The 15,964-nt window shown below is 50.8% G+C and carries 17 protein-coding genes; 8 read left to right on the top strand and 9 right to left on the bottom strand.

Annotated features, from left to right (window positions below; genetic code table 11):
* Positions 1-286: 286 nt before the first annotated feature.
* Both narX and narL read left to right on the top strand, forming a co-directional pair.
* On the top strand, positions 287-2,083 hold the full coding sequence (gene narX, locus ABZJ92_RS07255; protein ID WP_000918073.1) for a nitrate/nitrite two-component system sensor histidine kinase NarX: 1,797 nt from the start codon (positions 287-289) through the stop codon (positions 2,081-2,083).
* Positions 2,076-2,726, top strand: a complete 651-nt coding sequence (gene narL / locus ABZJ92_RS07260; RefSeq protein ID WP_000070491.1) for a two-component system response regulator NarL — start codon at positions 2,076-2,078, stop codon at positions 2,724-2,726. The genes narX and narL overlap by 8 nt, the downstream gene beginning before the upstream one ends.
* Here narL and ychO read toward each other — a convergent pair whose 3' ends face one another.
* Positions 2,727-4,121: an inverse autotransporter invasin YchO gene (ychO, locus tag ABZJ92_RS07265; RefSeq protein ID WP_000086222.1), complete on the bottom strand. Its 1,395-nt coding sequence runs from the start codon at positions 4,119-4,121 to the stop codon at positions 2,727-2,729.
* A 184-nt stretch (positions 4,122-4,305) separates the two neighbouring features.
* Here ychO and ychN point away from each other — a divergent pair, with 184 nt between their 5' ends.
* Positions 4,306-4,659 (top strand): DsrE/F sulfur relay family protein YchN, encoded by a 354-nt coding sequence (gene ychN / locus ABZJ92_RS07270; protein ID WP_001169669.1) that lies wholly within the window; start codon positions 4,306-4,308, stop codon positions 4,657-4,659.
* A gap of 43 nt (positions 4,660-4,702) precedes the next feature.
* On the opposite strand, the gene chaC is transcribed toward ychN, so the two are convergent.
* Positions 4,703-5,398 carry a glutathione-specific gamma-glutamylcyclotransferase gene (gene chaC / locus ABZJ92_RS07275; protein ID WP_001295621.1) on the bottom strand — a complete coding sequence of 232 codons (696 nt, stop codon included), beginning with the start codon at positions 5,396-5,398 and terminating at the stop codon, positions 4,703-4,705.
* 157 nt (positions 5,399-5,555) lie between these two features.
* The gene (gene chaB / locus ABZJ92_RS07280) at positions 5,556-5,786 is read right to left on the bottom strand and encodes a putative cation transport regulator ChaB (protein WP_001146444.1); all 231 of its coding nucleotides are present in this window, start codon (positions 5,784-5,786) and stop codon (positions 5,556-5,558) included.
* Between the two features lie 269 nt (positions 5,787-6,055).
* Here chaB and chaA point away from each other — a divergent pair, with 269 nt between their 5' ends.
* Positions 6,056-7,156, top strand: a complete 1,101-nt coding sequence (gene chaA / locus ABZJ92_RS07285) for a sodium-potassium/proton antiporter ChaA (protein ID WP_000063614.1) — start codon at positions 6,056-6,058, stop codon at positions 7,154-7,156.
* A gap of 404 nt (positions 7,157-7,560) precedes the next feature.
* Positions 7,561-7,668 carry a type I toxin-antitoxin system toxin Ldr family protein gene (locus ABZJ92_RS07290; RefSeq protein ID WP_000170961.1) on the top strand — a complete coding sequence of 36 codons (108 nt, stop codon included), beginning with the start codon at positions 7,561-7,563 and terminating at the stop codon, positions 7,666-7,668.
* Positions 7,669-7,816: 148 nt separating this feature from the next.
* On the opposite strand, the gene kdsA is transcribed toward ABZJ92_RS07290, so the two are convergent.
* The 6 genes from kdsA to hemA are packed head-to-tail and all read right to left on the bottom strand — an operon-like array spanning position 7,817 to position 13,122.
* Positions 7,817-8,671 (bottom strand): 3-deoxy-8-phosphooctulonate synthase, encoded by an 855-nt coding sequence (gene kdsA, locus ABZJ92_RS07295; protein ID WP_000811065.1) that lies wholly within the window; start codon positions 8,669-8,671, stop codon positions 7,817-7,819.
* Positions 8,672-8,706: 35 nt separating this feature from the next.
* Entirely contained in the window at positions 8,707-9,516 is an 810-nt protein-coding gene (gene sirB1 / locus ABZJ92_RS07300) for an invasion regulator SirB1 (protein ID WP_001257042.1), read from the bottom strand.
* Positions 9,517-9,519: 3 nt separating this feature from the next.
* Positions 9,520-9,912, bottom strand: coding sequence for an invasion regulator SirB2 (sirB2, locus tag ABZJ92_RS07305; RefSeq protein ID WP_000200378.1), 393 nt, complete (start codon positions 9,910-9,912; stop codon positions 9,520-9,522).
* A complete protein-coding gene (gene prmC / locus ABZJ92_RS07310) occupies positions 9,909-10,742 on the bottom strand; it encodes a peptide chain release factor N(5)-glutamine methyltransferase (protein WP_000456467.1) in 834 nt (277 codons plus the stop codon). Before prmC ends, sirB2 begins: the two co-directional genes overlap by 4 nt.
* Positions 10,742-11,824, bottom strand: a complete 1,083-nt coding sequence (gene prfA, locus ABZJ92_RS07315; protein ID WP_000804726.1) for a peptide chain release factor 1 — start codon at positions 11,822-11,824, stop codon at positions 10,742-10,744. Before prfA ends, prmC begins: the two co-directional genes overlap by 1 nt.
* A 41-nt stretch (positions 11,825-11,865) precedes the next feature.
* Complete coding sequence (hemA, locus tag ABZJ92_RS07320; protein ID WP_005049668.1) at positions 11,866-13,122, bottom strand: glutamyl-tRNA reductase; 1,257 nt, start codon at positions 13,120-13,122, stop codon at positions 11,866-11,868.
* Positions 13,123-13,335: 213 nt separating this feature from the next.
* Between hemA and lolB the strand changes: the two genes are divergently transcribed.
* The 3 genes from lolB (at position 13,336) to prs (ending at position 15,908) form a co-directional block, all read left to right on the top strand.
* Positions 13,336-13,959, top strand: a complete 624-nt coding sequence (lolB, locus tag ABZJ92_RS07325; protein WP_001130692.1) for a lipoprotein insertase outer membrane protein LolB — start codon at positions 13,336-13,338, stop codon at positions 13,957-13,959.
* Entirely contained in the window at positions 13,959-14,810 is an 852-nt protein-coding gene (gene ispE / locus ABZJ92_RS07330; protein ID WP_001260333.1) for a 4-(cytidine 5'-diphospho)-2-C-methyl-D-erythritol kinase, read from the top strand. The genes lolB and ispE overlap by 1 nt, the downstream gene beginning before the upstream one ends.
* Positions 14,811-14,960: 150 nt before the next feature.
* The gene (prs, locus tag ABZJ92_RS07335) at positions 14,961-15,908 is read left to right on the top strand and encodes a ribose-phosphate diphosphokinase (RefSeq protein ID WP_005049665.1); all 948 of its coding nucleotides are present in this window, start codon (positions 14,961-14,963) and stop codon (positions 15,906-15,908) included.
* Positions 15,909-15,964: the final 56 nt, after the last annotated feature.

Below are 15,964 nucleotides of genomic sequence, written 5' to 3' on the forward strand. Positions count from 1 at the left end.
AGGCAATTTGATGTAAATCAAACGATAAGATAACTTTATCTATCATTGATATTTATCATTACCCATAGTGAGTACAGTGATTTCATAAAAATTATGAGATTTTTCACGGTGCTGTAGAATCCCTACCCTTACCGATGTAAAGCGACTAACCACACGGCAAATAAGGAGTAACTCTTTCCGGCTATGGGTATACTTCAGCCAATAGCCGAGAATACTGCCATTCCAGAATATATCGTCACATTCATTAAGGTTATTGCTCATTTAAAGCCTGAAGGAAGGGGTTTACATGCTTAAACGTTGTCTCTCTCCGCTCACCCTGGTTAATCAGGTTGCGCTTATTGTGTTGCTTTCTACTGCTATTGGACTGGCAGGGATGGCGGTTTCTGGCTGGCTGGTGCAAGGCGTTCAGGGCAGCGCCCATGCGATCAACAAAGCGGGATCGCTGCGCATGCAAAGTTACCGTCTGTTGGCGGCAGTGCCATTAAGCGAGAAAGACAAGCCCTTAATTAAAGAGATGGAACAAACGGCATTTAGCGCCGAGTTGACTCGAGCAGCAGAACGAGACGGACAACTGGCGCAATTACAGGGCTTACAAGATTACTGGCGTAATGAACTGATCCCTGCGCTGATGCGTGCACAAAACCGAGAAACGGTGTCAGCGGATGTCAGCCAGTTTGTTGCCGGGCTTGATCAGCTGGTATCTGGTTTTGACCGCACCACGGAAATGCGTATTGAGACAGTGGTACTGGTCCATCGGGTAATGGCGGTATTTATGGCACTTTTACTGGTGTTCACTATTATCTGGTTGCGGGCGCGACTGCTACAACCGTGGCGGCAACTGCTGGCAATGGCGAGTGCCGTCAGCCATCGCGATTTTACCCAACGCGCAAACATCAGCGGGCGCAACGAAATGGCGATGCTTGGAACTGCGTTGAACAATATGTCTGCAGAACTGGCCGAAAGTTATGCCGTACTTGAGCAGCGGGTTCAGGAGAAAACCGCCGGGCTGGAGCATAAAAATCAGATCCTCTCTTTTTTATGGCAGGCTAACCGCCGTTTGCATTCCCGCGCCCCGCTGTGTGAACGCCTGTCACCGGTACTCAACGGCTTACAGAATTTAACCCTGCTACGTGATATCGAACTGCGGGTGTATGACACTGATGATGAAGAGAATCATCAGGAGTTTACCTGCCAGCCAGATATGACTTGTGATGATAAAGGCTGCCAGCTCTGCCCGCGCGGCGTATTACCCGTTGGTGATCGCGGCACGACCCTGAAGTGGCGGCTGGCTGACTCTCATACGCAGTACGGTATTTTGCTGGCGACCCTGCCGCAGGGGCGTCATCTTAGCCATGACCAACAACAACTGGTGGATACCCTGGTTGAACAACTTACCGCCACGCTGGCGCTGGATCGCCATCAGGAACGTCAGCAACAGTTGATCGTGATGGAAGAGCGTGCCACCATTGCGCGCGAACTGCATGATTCTATTGCCCAATCTCTCTCTTGCATGAAGATGCAGGTGAGTTGTTTACAGATGCAGGGCGATGCGCTGCCAGAAAGCAGCCGCGAACTGTTAAGTCAGATCCGTAACGAACTGAATGCATCCTGGGCGCAGTTGCGTGAATTGCTCACCACATTCCGCTTGCAGCTCACCGAGCCTGGATTACGTCCGGCGCTGGAAGCGAGTTGCGAAGAGTACAGCGCCAAATTTGGCTTCCCGGTGAAGCTGGATTATCAATTGCCGCCTCGTCTGGTGCCTTCACATCAGGCAATCCACTTGTTGCAAATTGCCCGTGAGGCATTAAGTAACGCCCTCAAACATTCGCAAGCGAGTGAGGTCGTGGTGACGGTGGCGCAAAACGATAATCAGGTCAAACTGACCGTCCAGGATAACGGCTGTGGCGTGCCTGAAAATGCCATCCGCAGCAATCACTACGGCATGATAATAATGCGCGACCGTGCGCAAAGTTTACGAGGCGATTGCCGCGTCCGCCGTCGTGAATCAGGTGGCACCGAAGTGGTGGTCACCTTTATTCCCGAAAAAACTTTCACAGACGTCCAAGGAGATACCCATGAGTAATCAGGAACCGGCTACTATCCTGCTGATTGACGATCACCCGATGCTGCGAACTGGCGTAAAACAGCTTATCAGTATGGCACCAGATATCACCGTGGTTGGCGAAGCGAGTAATGGCGAACAGGGTATTGAACTGGCGGAATCTCTTGATCCCGATCTGATCCTGTTAGATCTCAATATGCCCGGCATGAACGGTCTGGAAACGCTGGATAAACTGCGCGAAAAGTCCCTCTCAGGGCGCATTGTGGTATTCAGCGTCTCTAACCATGAAGAAGATGTGGTCACCGCACTGAAACGCGGCGCGGATGGCTATCTGTTAAAAGATATGGAACCGGAAGATCTGCTGAAAGCATTGCATCAGGCAGCTGCTGGCGAAATGGTATTAAGCGAAGCATTAACGCCTGTTCTGGCCGCCAGCTTGCGCGCTAACCGTGCCACTACTGAGCGCGATGTTAACCAGTTAACCCCACGCGAGCGCGATATTCTCAAGCTGATTGCCCAGGGTTTGCCGAACAAGATGATTGCCCGCCGCCTGGATATCACCGAAAGCACAGTAAAAGTGCACGTCAAGCACATGCTGAAGAAAATGAAGCTCAAGTCTCGCGTGGAAGCAGCGGTATGGGTGCATCAGGAGCGCATTTTCTGATTACGGTTCCCAGCGCAGTTCGTCGTTTGACAATGCATCGAACGGTTCGACAAGCGTTAGCGTGATCTCATTGGAGGAGACACGCTGCCCCTGGTTATCTTCCACCACCACAGACAATCGCCAGTGATTGCTTGCCCCTTCCCCGTTCTGCCAGTCAGGCATGATCAGCGTCCAGCCCTCCGCGCTGTTGGCTTGTGCGCCCGGCGTCAAACTTAATATCTGCGTATCGCCCTGCCAAATCAGTTGCCGAATACCGTAACGACTGCGGATTTGTAATTTCAGCGGCACTGTTTCGCCAGGTTTTAGATCCCACGGCGGTGTCGCCAGAAACACCGTTAACGTTTTTCGCTGTCGGTACTCAAGAGTCGGTAGATTATTTCGCTGCGGATTGTCATAGCGACTACCACGTAACGACTGACTTTCGGCAACCTCGCCCGCAGAAAGTTGTTTTTTGAGCGGTACACCAAAGCGGTAATTAAGATTCAGCCCGAGGTTATTTTGATTTTCGCCACTTTCCCCCTGTTTATGCTGGGCCGTCACAGTGACTAATGGCACAGGGGTGTAATTTAATCCCAGACTCAACGCGACGGGATTGTGATAACCCGTACCAGAGTTAAACAAATCAACACGATCACCAAAATACTGTTCTAGGCTGACACTGGTATTGAGGTGTTGATAGAACGGCATGCGCATCCGAGCTGTCAGGTCGTACCCGCGCGCCATCCGTTGTTCCTGCGTGGCTGTCTGTTCATGCCATGCAGCAAACGGCTGATAAAAGTTTGCCGATAATCGCAAATATTCGCCCCACGCTTCGGCACCAAAGCCCGCTCGCTGAAGATTTTCGTCCTGCAAGTTGTCATAAAAAGTGTTATAACCCACCAGCCAGTTGCCGCGCGCCCAGCGTTGCCCAACGCCCACATTGCTCACCAACCCATTATCCTGCTGAGTAAGACCAAGCTGGCTCCAGGTGAGATAACGATCATTATCTTGTAACGGCACAAACCAGCTTCCACGACTGCCGGTGAAATGTCCTTCGTTATCCACTTTGACGTCAACACTGGCATTTCCCCACGGTGATAGCCAGGACTCTACGTGCTGATTAACCTGTTGACTAAGCGCGTCGCGGACTTTTCCCAATGCGAAAGCTTTTGCCTGCTCGCCAGTATCCAGCCCGTTATCATTCATACTGGTTTCGCCGAAATCTTTCACAATTTCAGCAAAGTGTTTTTCCCCATCATGATTTTCGGGAGCCATGCCTAAATCCGGCAGACCATCATTGTTATTATCAAAGGGATTTGCCGCTTTTTGCTCGAAGGTAGATTGTGCGTTAGCTGTACCGCCTGCTACAAGCAAGAGTAAATAAAACGGGATAATGCGAGGAACGAAACGGCTCAAAACGTCGGTAACTTCCGGTAATAATGAAAAACCATAGCCTTAAAGAATAACGATTACTGGCAACTTTTGTCGTATTTTCTCGCGCTTTCAGGAAAATCCTTAAAAATGTGACCGATTGGTCAGACGCTGCAGAAGCAGTAAGATAGAAGATGAGTGTCTAATTCCCTGAATACAGGAGTAAATAATGCAAAAAATAGTGATCGTTGCCAATGGCGCACCTTACGGGAGCGAATCCTTGTTTAACAGCTTGCGGCTGGCCATTGCGTTACGAGAGCAGGAGAGCAATCTGGATCTGCGTCTGTTCCTGATGTCTGATGCGGTCACAGCCGGGTTGCGCGGGCAAAAACCAGGGGAAGGCTACAACATTCAGCAAATGCTGGAGATCCTTACCGCTCAGAATGTACCGGTGAAATTGTGCAAAACCTGTACCGACGGGCGCGGGATTAGCACACTTCCTCTGATTGATGGGGTGGAAATCGGTACTCTTGTGGAACTGGCGCAATGGACGCTGTCAGCCGATAAAGTGCTCACATTTTAATGTTTAAGGGGGCGTCTGACGCCCCACTATGAGGGAAGTTTACTCAGGCGAATCCCGGCCTTAACACACCATCCGGATAATTCTCCGCCAGTAGTTTTTTTACCGATACCAGCAAATCATTCAGCCCATCGTCCTGCATTCCCAGTTTGATAAGCTCCTGTTCCAGTGAAAACAGGTATTGTGCATTGGTTCCCAGCGGACCGCTCGCCGCCGCAATCAACGGCGCGATGACCTGAGCGCGAGTGTCAGATTCATATTCTGGATGTCGCGGGTCCATAATAAACACAATGGCGTTTACTGTGCGTCCATCATCAAGATCAAGCTGACACCAGGTTGGCAGATAACAGCCGGTAATCATCTCGCGCTTCCACAACAGGGTTAGTTCCTGCTCCAGCGTCTCTTCTGGTAGTCGATAGGCGACGCCTGTGGTGCGTCCGCCCTCTTTCAGTGCAAGCATCCGTCCCGGCTGGTGCGCAGTCCCGCGCCCGGCGGTCAGGCGCAGGCAAAACGCGCGATGCCATCCAACCAGTGTACCGGTGCATGATTCGGTAAACTCCAGTGCCGGATTCCACATCAACGATCCATAACCGAAGATCCACACCGGTCCCTCATCAGGTCGACAAGCCAGCGTCGCCGCCAGCGAAGCCGCCCGTTGTTCTGCTGACCATAAGAGTGATTCTTCAATGGCACCAAATGCCGTTTTACAATCGGCATTCATCAAGAAATCACGCGTTATCACCTTACACCTCCGCCACTGCATACTTCCCTGCGACAACTTTTTGGTGTCTTCCGGACATTTTTACCGCTCATTTTGAAACCACTAACGGAACAATATGCAATCCACGGACCACTTGCAAGGCAACACCGCACGAATAGCTTTAACTAAGCTACCGGTTTTACGATTTTTTATGCCATTTATCATCATCCCCTTTGGCATATTCATGCTTCACAGCAGCCCAGGCCACTTTATGCGCGGTTTCTTCGCGACTGGCGTCATCACGCCGATCTTCTTTATCTTTATATTGATCCCATGCGCTGTTGAACGCTTCTTTATAGATATCCTGGGCATGAGACGGTAGAACGTGCTTTACGCTTTCCGGCAGATCGCTTTTCGTTTTATACGGCATCGTTGACTCCTTTTACAAAGTTGAACATTAAGTGTGGTCAACAATATCTACTCTTGCCAAAACATAAGAATTTTCATGTCAGACTGTTCTTAAGAAACGCTAAAACAAACATTGTCTAAACGTAATACTTATTTTTATGCCCCAATGAGTAAAAAATCGACAGCGGGGTAAAAATTCGTAAAATGTTACCGATATCCAGACACTTTCTGTTATTTTTCCTACCTATTTTTTACATTTTCGATAAATTCATCTGCAAAGGGATAACCATAATGTCAAATGCTCAAGAGGCGGTAAAAACCCGCCACAAGGAGACTTCGCTTATTTTCCCGGTTCTGGTGCTGGTAGTGCTGTTCCTGTGGGGAAGTAGCCAGACACTACCAGTGGTCATTGCCATCAATCTTCTTGCGCTTATTGGTATTTTAAGTAGCGCCTTTAGTGTTGTCCGTCATGCGGACGTATTAGCCCATCGCCTGGGAGAACCTTACGGTTCGCTTATTCTTAGCCTTTCAGTGGTTATTCTTGAAGTCAGTTTGATTTCAGCTTTAATGGCAACCGGCGACGCCGCGCCAACGCTAATGCGTGATACGCTCTATTCAATCATTATGATTGTTACCGGTGGGCTGGTTGGCTTTTCATTATTGTTGGGCGGTCGTAAGTTTGCCACCCAATATATGAATCTGTTTGGTATCAAGCAGTATTTAATTGCGCTGTTCCCCCTGGCGATAATCGTACTGGTATTTCCAATGGCTCTGCCTGCGGCGAATTTTTCAACCGGTCAGGCGTTACTGGTAGCATTAATTTCTGCGGCAATGTATGGCGTATTTTTGCTGATCCAGGCCAAAACGCATCAAAGTTTGTTTGTCTACGAGCACGAAGATGACAGTGATGACGACGACCCGCACCACGGTAAAACGTCTGCCCATAGCAGCCTGTGGCATGCTATCTGGTTGATTATCCATCTGATTGCCGTTATTGCAGTCACCAAAATGAACGCCAGCTCGCTGGAGACATTGCTCGACAGCATGAATGCCCCTGTTGCCTTTACTGGCTTCCTGGTGGCACTGTTGATTCTGTCGCCGGAAGGTTTAGGTGCGTTAAAAGCAGTGTTGAACAACCAGGTTCAGCGCGCGATGAATCTGTTCTTTGGTTCAGTGTTAGCAACAATTTCGCTTACCGTACCTGTCGTCACGCTAATTGCCTTTATGACGGGTAACGAATTGCAGTTTGCACTTGGTGCGCCAGAAATGGTGGTGATGGTGGCCTCTTTAGTGCTGTGCCATATCTCCTTCTCCACCGGACGTACTAACGTGCTCAATGGCGCAGCGCATCTGGCACTGTTTGCCGCCTATTTGATGACGATATTTGCCTGACAGTTATATCTCCTCCGATGACGGAAATCGGGAGAGATAAGATAAATTCCTGCTTATTGTATTTCTTCATACTACCTGGACAGCTCGTTAATCAGAATTGCGAGCCTGTACCACAACCTGCACGAAACCACTGCAACAGCTGTTGAAAAGCCGGAATGTACTCTTTATTGCAAACATTTCAGGGATGAAGTGAAGATGAATTGAGACGTAGTATCCACACCAAGCCGGAATTATCCGGTGAGGCGCAATGTTGCGGGGGCTTTATCCCTGGTGGCATTGGTTGCTGGAAAGAGAAAACCCCCGCACGTTGAGAGGTAAAACCTGACAACAAAACGGGGGCTAATCTTGAAACCAGACACTTCAAGAATAGCCGCAAAATGTTGTCATTACAACAAGGCGGCTATATGACGCTCGCGCAGTTTGCCATGACTTTCTGGCACGACCTGGCAGCACCGATCCTGGCGGGGATTATTGCCGCAGCGATTGTCAGCTGGTGGCGTAACCGGAAGTAAGGTGAAAACGGGCGTCAGGCTGCCGTGATGGCAATATGCGCCCGAAACCGGCCGCAGGGGTAACAGCCTGCGGCCTTTTTTGTATCTGGCACCCATGAAAAAAGTCTTAACGCAGAACGCTAAGACTTTATTTTTCAAGCAAAAAAGATTACTTGCTGGTATCCAGTTCTTCGAAACCTTTCACCAGATCATCAATCGCTTTCATCTGCTTGAGGAACGGTTCCAGTTTAGCCAGCGGCAGCGCGGATGGACCATCACATTTCGCATGTTCCGGATCCGGATGCGCTTCAATAAACAGCCCCGCCAGACCTACCGCCATACCGGCTCGTGCCAGCTCAGCCACCTGAGCACGACGACCACCGGAAGCTGCGCCAAACGGATCGCGGCATTGCAGTGCGTGGGTCACGTCGAAAATCACCGGCGAGTTACCAGACACTTTCTTCATAATGCTGAAGCCCAGCATATCGACAACCAGGTTGTCATAGCCGAAGTTAGCACCACGATCGCAAAGAATCACTTTTTCGTTGCCGCCTTCTTTGAATTTATCAACGATATTACCCATCTGTCCCGGGCTGACAAACTGTGGTTTCTTGACGTTAATTACCGCACCGGTTTTCGCCATGGCTTCAACCAGGTCAGTCTGGCGAGCAAGAAACGCCGGCAACTGAATCACATCCACGACATCAGCAACGGGCTGTGCCTGACTTGGTTCGTGAACGTCGGTGATAATTTTCACGCCAAAAGTCTGCTTCAACTCCTGGAAGATTTTCATCCCTTCTTCCAGGCCCGGTCCACGATAAGAGTGGATGGAGGAGCGGTTGGCTTTGTCAAAAGAGGCTTTGAACACGTAAGGGATACCCAGTTTCTGGGTCACAGTTACGTAGTGCTCGCAAATGCGCATCGCCAGATCGCGAGATTCCAGCACGTTCATACCGCCAAACAGTACGAACGGCAGGTCATTTGCTACGTTGATGTCGCCAATGCTAACCACTTTTTGTTTCATAGGATCGCCTTAATCTTGAGTAAAATGTCGATTAATTAATGCAGCACAATATGTTTATGCGCGATGTTATTTATTTGCGCACGGATCATTTCGCTGATCGGGTCTTCCGGACACCGTTCAACGAAATAACTTAAATCGTTCAACGCAACGTGTTCGCAATCCAGTTGCGCATAAATCAACCCACGATCGCGAATTTCATAGGGATCTTCAGGGTTGAATTGTAATAAAGCTTCGCTGGTGCGTAACGCCAGCTCCATCTGATTTTCTTCCATCAACGAGGCTTTGAGTGTATCCAGCAATTTGCGGATTACCTCAATGTTATCAGCTTCATCAAGGTCTTCATAAAACAGTTCCGCCGACGGGCTGATATTTCCCTTTAACCATCCGTCCAGCATATGTTCGCTTAACGATTCACCGTTAAAAGGATTAATCAGCCAAATTTCGCCATCCGGACATTCAATGCGCAATATCAGCTGCGTAGGGAAAATCACCGGCAGCAGCGGCAAATCGAGACGATTCGCGACCCATAATAAAACCGCACCTAATGATACCGCACTGCCCTGTCGATTCTTTAACACCTGGTCCAGCCATAATGCATCGGAAAGACGATAAACGCCGCGTGAGGCTTTAAATCCCCAGTCGCCGTAAAACAGCGCGATCAGTTTTTCCAGCTGCTCTTCTAAAGGCAGAAGCTGGCTGATTTCTTCCTTCGCCAGACTAACGAGACGCTCCAGTTCGTCGTAAACATCTTGCGAGGGAAAATCGCGGCGGATTGCTTCGCAAGCCAGGATCATGCCTTCGCACAATGGCGCTTTATTAAATTCGAAATCAGCTAACGATCTCATGACTTACCCCAGTAACGGTACTTTTGTGGTGGCGAGTTTAATGATGATGTACAGCACCACCAACGCCAGCGGGAAGGCAATAATGCGCGCCTGCTGACTGTGCATACGACGATAATCGAGTGCAATAAAACCCAAAACGATATAAATGATAACTCCAAACAGCTTTTCAGTCAGCCACTGTGCCTGCCCGGAAAATGGCAGGATGTGCGCTTTAGCCATCAACGCAATGCCGCTTAACAATAACACCGTATCGACAACCGGCGGCACAATGCGCGTCCAGCGAGCAAATGCCTGTGGATGCTTCTGATAACGTAGCCAGAAACGTAAGGTTAATAGCCCAACAGAAAGCGCGATACTAATAAGATGAACACTAAGCAGTGTAGAAAAACTTGTCATTGATAATAGCGGCCGAGCGTTACGCGCTCGTTATCACCATAGTCACGGCAGGTTTCGACGTCATGATACCCCGCGAGGATAAATGCTTGTCGCACCGCTTCGCCCTGCTGCCAGCCATGTTCCAGAAGCAGAAAGCCGCCGGATACCAGCGCGTTACGCGACTGTTCGATGATATGCACGATGTCTGCCATTCCACTGTCTGCCGCAACCAGCGCAGTGAGCGGCTCAAAGCGGACATCGCCTTGTTGAAGATGTGGGTCCTGCTCGTCAATATACGGCGGATTGCTGACAATCATCGCAAACTGCTGCCCGGCTAGCGCGCTAAACCAGTCGCTTTGCAGAATGTGGATATTTTTGATCGCCAGATGCTGGGCATTACGTTGTGCCAGGGAGACAGCATCAGGCATACGATCTACAGCGATAATTTCGCAGTCCGGGCGCTCGCTAGCCAGCGCAAGCGCAATCGCCCCGGTACCCGTCCCGAGATCGAGAATACGGCAAGGTTGTTCAGGCAACCGCGCCAGTGCCTGCTCCACCAGACACTCCGTATCCGGGCGCGGAATTAAGGTCGCTGGCGAAACAAATAACGGCAACGACCAGAATTCTCGCACCCCGGTTAAATGAGCAATGGGTTCACCATCGCGACGACGTGTCAGTAGCGCATCAAGTTGCTGACATTGTTCGTCAGTCAGCTGCGTTTCACCAAAGGCGAGAATAAAAGTACGCCCTCTGCCGGTAACATGCTCCAGCAGGATTTCAGCATCACGCCGCGGGCTTTCGCTCGCCTGAAGTTGGCTTATTGCTTCACGTAACCAGTGTTGATATTCCATTATTCCTGCTCGGACAACGCCGCCAGTTGGTCGGCCTGATGTTCCTGGATAATCGGTTCAATCAGCATATCCAGCTTACCTTCCATCACTTCATCCAGGCGGTAGAGCGTCAGGTTGATGCGGTGATCGGTAACGCGCCCCTGCGGGAAATTGTAAGTACGGTTACGGTCGCTGCGATCGCCACTCCCCAGCAGGTTACGACGGGTAGACGCTTCGGCCTGTTGGCGTTTTGCCATTTCAGCAGCGTGGATGCGAGCACCGAGCACTGAAAGCGCCTTCGCTTTGTTTTTATGTTGTGAACGTTCGTCCTGACATTCAACAACAATCCCGGTCGGCAAGTGAGTAATACGAATTGCCGAATCGGTGGTGTTAACGTGCTGACCACCCGCCCCTGACGAGCGGAAAGTATCAATGCGTAAATCTGCTGGGTTGATGTCCGGCAGTTCTGCGTCAGGCAGTTCTGGCATTACCGCAACGGTACAAGCAGAAGTATGAATACGACCCTGCGATTCCGTAGCAGGAACACGTTGCACGCGATGACCGCCGGATTCAAATTTCAGACGACCATACACACCATCACCGCTAATTTTGGCGATGATCTCTTTATAACCACCATGTTCACCCTCGCTGGCGCTCATGATTTCTACCCGCCAGCGGCGGGCTTCGGCGTAACGGCTGTACATACGGAACAGATCGCCTGCAAACAGCGCTGCTTCGTCGCCGCCGGTTCCGGCACGGACTTCGAGGAAGGCGTTACGTTCGTCATCAGGATCTTTTGGTAGTAATAGAACCTGTAATTGCTGTTCCAGTTGCTCGCTTTTTTCTTTAGCTTCGCGCAGTTCATCCTGCGCCATCTCACGCATTTCAGGATCGTCGAGCATCATCTGTGCGGTTTCGATATCTTCCTGAACCTGTTGCCAGTCGGTAAAACAGCGCGAAACATCACTTAACTGCGCATATTCGCGTGATAATGCGCGAAAACGTTCCTGGTCGGCGATAGTTTGCGCGTCACCCAGCAACGCCTGAACTTCTTCATGGCGTTCATGCAGGGCTTCCAGTTTGGCAACGATAGAAGGCTTCATAGGCGTAAATGCACCCTGTAAAAAAAGAAAATGATGTACTGCTACTCCAGCCCGAGGCTGTCGCGCAGAATATTCAGGCGTTCGTTATCCCCGTCACGGGCGGCCTGTTGAAGTGATTTCGTTGGCGCATGGATCAAGCGGTTAGTCAGTTTCCATGCCAGATCCTGCATAATGGCTTGCGCGTCGCCGCCCTGCTCAAGGGCCGCTAACGCTTTGGCGGTTAACTCATCGCGAACGTGCTCTGCCTGGCTGCGATACTCGCGAATGGTTTCGCTGGCGCTTTGTGCTCGCAGCCACGCCATAAATTCGCTGGTTTCCTGAGCGACAATAGTTTCCGCCTCAACCGCTGCGGCTTTACGCTGCGCCAGGTTGTGCGAAATGATGCTTTGCAGATCGTCCACACTATAAAGATAAGCATTCGCCAGTTTGCCAACTTCCGGCTCAACATCGCGCGGAACGGCAATATCCACCAACAGCATTGGTTGGTTACGACGACTTTTTAATGCGCGCTCCACCATGCCTTTCCCGATAATCGGTAACGGGCTGGCGGTGGAACTGATGATGATATCGGCTTCGCGCAGACGTTCGTCGATCTCACTCAGGGCAATCACTTCCGCGCCAACTTCATCTGCCAGAATTTGGGCACGTTCGCGAGTGCGGTTGGCGATAATCATCTTCTGTACTTTATGTTCGCGCAGATGACGCGCTACCAGCTCGATGGTTTCGCCCGCGCCTACCAGCAACACTGTGACCGTAGAGAGCGATTCAAAGATCTGCCGCGCCAGCGTACAAGCCGCAAAAGCGACAGACACAGCACTGGCACCGATATCTGTTTCAGTGCGAACGCGTTTCGCTACAGAGAAAGATTTCTGGAACATGCGTTCCAGTTCGCTGGCCTTCATATGACCTTTTTGCGAATCGACAAACGCTTTTTTAACCTGACCGAGGATCTGCGGCTCCCCAAGAACCAGTGAATCCAGGCCGCTGGCAACACGCATTAAATGGCTAACCGCGTCGTTATCCTGATGCCAGTAGAGGCTTTTACGCAGATCTTCTTCATTAAGATTGTGATAATCGCAAAGCCAGCGGATTAACGCCTCTTGCAGGTTATCCTGCTCTTCAACGCTAAGATAAAGTTCCGTGCGGTTGCACGTCGACAGCACCACGCCGCCCTGCACCATCGGCTGCGCAAGCAGGCTGTCAAGCGCCTGATCGAGCTTATCCGGCGAAAACGATACACGTTCTCGCAGCGATACAGGTGCCGTTTTATGGTTGATACCGAGTGCTAAAAGGGTCATGTCTGCGGGAAATAATACCAACGTTGATAGGGTTAGTCTGCTTGCATCATACAGGATGCGTAAGATCAATAAAAGAGAGCGCCCCCTTTTGGAGTAATTGCCGAAAGCCGTTAGATTCTGGCAATTAAGACAACTTGAACATAGACGATAGCGGACGGTAACGCTAGCATTAAGGGTTATAACTGCAACGTATCTCAAGGACTTGTCATCACTATGCCCCTGCCCGATTTTCGTCTTATCCGCCTGCTACCGCTGGCTGCTCTTGTGCTCACTGCCTGTTCCGTTACCACGCCCAAAGGTCCTGGCAAAAGCCCGGATTCGCCACAATGGCGTCAGCATCAGCAAGACGTGCGCAATCTTAATCAGTATCAGACTCGCGGCGCGTTCGCTTATATTTCTGACCAACAAAAAGTGTACGCCCGCTTTTTCTGGCAGCAAACCGGCCAGGATCGCTACCGTCTGCTGCTCACTAACCCATTGGGCAGCACGGAACTGGAGCTGAATGCTCAACCGGGTAACGTGCAGTTAGTCGACAATAAAGGTCAGCGTTATACCGCCGATGACGCCGAAGAGATGATTGGCAAATTGACCGGAATGCCAATTCCGCTCAACAGCTTGCGCCAGTGGATTTTAGGTTTACCGGGTGATGCAACCGACTACAAACTGGACGACCAGTACCGCCTGAGCGAAATTACCTACAGCCAGAATGGCAAAAACTGGAAGGTTGTTTATGGTGGTTATGACACCAAAACGCAACCTGCGATGCCAGCCAATATGGAACTCACCGACGGTGGTCAACGCATCAAGTTAAAAATGGATAACTGGATAGTGAAATAATGCGGACACAGTGGCCCTCTCCGGCAAAACTTAATCTGTTTTTATACATTACCGGTCAGCGTGCGGATGGTTACCACACGCTGCAAACGCTGTTTCAGTTTCTTGATTACGGCGACACCATCAGCATTGAGCTTCGTGACGATGGGGATATTCGTCTGTTAACGCCCGTTGAAGGCGTGGAACATGAAGATAACCTGATCGTTCGCGCAGCGCGGTTGTTGATGAAAACTGCGGCAGACAGCGGGCGTCTTCCGACGGGAAGCGGTGCGAATATCAGCATTGACAAGCGTTTGCCGATGGGCGGCGGTCTCGGCGGTGGTTCATCCAATGCCGCGACGGTCCTGGTGGCATTAAATCATCTCTGGCAATGCGGGCTAAGCATGGATGAGCTGGCGGAAATGGGGCTGACGCTGGGCGCAGATGTTCCTGTCTTTGTTCGGGGGCATGCCGCGTTTGCCGAAGGCGTTGGTGAAATACTAACGCCGGTGGATCCGCCAGAGAAGTGGTATCTGGTGGCGCACCCTGGTGTAAGTATTCCGACTCCGGTGATTTTTAAAGATCCTGAACTCCCGCGCAATACGCCAAAAAGGTCAATAGAAACGTTGCTAAAATGTGAATTCAGCAATGATTGCGAGGTTATCGCAAGAAAACGTTTTCGCGAGGTTGATGCGGTGCTTTCCTGGCTGTTAGAATACGCCCCGTCACGCCTGACTGGGACAGGGGCCTGTGTCTTTGCTGAATTTGATACAGAGTCTGAAGCCCGCCAGGTGCTAGAGCAAGCCCCGGAATGGCTCAATGGCTTTGTGGCGAAAGGCGTTAATCTTTCCCCATTGCACAGAGCCATGCTTTAAGCCGGGCAAGCTGAGTTTCGGTGACAACGTCACCTTGTTCCAGACGTTGCATCGCGCTCTTTAATACACCGCCTGGAAAGGATCATGCCTGGCCCGCACAGTTTTCGGCAGATTCTTTCCACCAATGGACGCATGCCTGAGGTTCTTCTCGTGCCTGATATGAAGCTTTTTGCTGGTAACGCCACCCCGGTACTAGCACAACGTATTGCCAACCGCCTGTACACTTCACTCGGCGACGCCGCTGTAGGTCGCTTTAGCGACGGCGAAGTCAGCGTACAAATTAACGAAAATGTACGCGGTGGTGATATTTTCATCATCCAGTCCACTTGTGCCCCTACTAACGACAACCTGATGGAATTAGTCGTTATGGTTGATGCCCTGCGTCGTGCTTCCGCAGGTCGTATCACCGCTGTTATCCCCTACTTTGGCTATGCGCGCCAGGACCGTCGCGTCCGTTCCGCTCGTGTACCAATCACTGCGAAAGTGGTTGCAGACTTCCTCTCCAGCGTCGGTGTTGACCGTGTGCTGACAGTGGATCTGCACGCTGAACAGATTCAGGGTTTCTTCGACGTTCCGGTTGATAACGTATTTGGTAGCCCGATCCTGCTGGAAGACATGCTGCAGCTGAATCTGGATAACCCAATTGTGGTTTCTCCGGACATCGGCGGCGTTGTGCGTGCCCGCGCTATCGCTAAGCTGCTGAACGATACCGATATGGCAATCATCGACAAACGTCGTCCGCGTGCGAACGTTTCCCAGGTGATGCATATCATCGGTGACGTTGCAGGTCGTGACTGCGTACTGGTCGATGATATGATCGACACTGGCGGTACGCTGTGTAAAGCTGCTGAAGCGCTGAAAGAACGTGGTGCTAAACGTGTATTTGCGTACGCGACTCACCCGATCTTCTCTGGCAACGCGGCGAACAACCTGCGTAACTCTGTAATTGATGAAGTCGTTGTCTGCGATACCATTCCGCTGAGCGATGAAATCAAATCACTGCCGAACGTGCGTACTCTGACCCTGTCAGGTATGCTGGCCGAAGCGATTCGTCGTATCAGCAACGAAGAATCGATCTCTGCCATGTTCGAACACTAATCGAACCCGGCTCAAAGACCCGCTGCGGCGGGTTTTTTTGTCTGTAATATCCATTT

This window comes from Shigella sp. FJ200513, assembly GCF_040495915.1.
Classification (GTDB): Bacteria; Pseudomonadota; Gammaproteobacteria; order Enterobacterales; family Enterobacteriaceae; genus ECMA0423.

Coding starts and splice junctions, on each gene's coding strand:
- narX (WP_000918073.1), top strand. CDS start 287: ATGCTTAAACGTTGTCTCTCTCCGCTCACCCTGGTTAATCAGGTTGCG.
- narL (WP_000070491.1), top strand. CDS start 2,076: ATGAGTAATCAGGAACCGGCTACTATCCTGCTGATTGACGATCACCCG.
- ychN (WP_001169669.1), top strand. CDS start 4,306: ATGCAAAAAATAGTGATCGTTGCCAATGGCGCACCTTACGGGAGCGAA.
- chaB (WP_001146444.1), bottom strand. CDS start 5,786: ATGCCGTATAAAACGAAAAGCGATCTGCCGGAAAGCGTAAAGCACGTT.
- chaA (WP_000063614.1), top strand. CDS start 6,056: ATGTCAAATGCTCAAGAGGCGGTAAAAACCCGCCACAAGGAGACTTCG.
- ABZJ92_RS07290 (WP_000170961.1), top strand. CDS start 7,561: ATGACGCTCGCGCAGTTTGCCATGACTTTCTGGCACGACCTGGCAGCA.
- kdsA (WP_000811065.1), bottom strand. CDS start 8,671: ATGAAACAAAAAGTGGTTAGCATTGGCGACATCAACGTAGCAAATGAC.
- sirB1 (WP_001257042.1), bottom strand. CDS start 9,516: ATGAGATCGTTAGCTGATTTCGAATTTAATAAAGCGCCATTGTGCGAA.
- sirB2 (WP_000200378.1), bottom strand. CDS start 9,912: ATGACAAGTTTTTCTACACTGCTTAGTGTTCATCTTATTAGTATCGCG.
- prmC (WP_000456467.1), bottom strand. CDS start 10,742: ATGGAATATCAACACTGGTTACGTGAAGCAATAAGCCAACTTCAGGCG.
- prfA (WP_000804726.1), bottom strand. CDS start 11,824: ATGAAGCCTTCTATCGTTGCCAAACTGGAAGCCCTGCATGAACGCCAT.
- hemA (WP_005049668.1), bottom strand. CDS start 13,122: ATGACCCTTTTAGCACTCGGTATCAACCATAAAACGGCACCTGTATCG.
- lolB (WP_001130692.1), top strand. CDS start 13,336: ATGCCCCTGCCCGATTTTCGTCTTATCCGCCTGCTACCGCTGGCTGCT.
- ispE (WP_001260333.1), top strand. CDS start 13,959: ATGCGGACACAGTGGCCCTCTCCGGCAAAACTTAATCTGTTTTTATAC.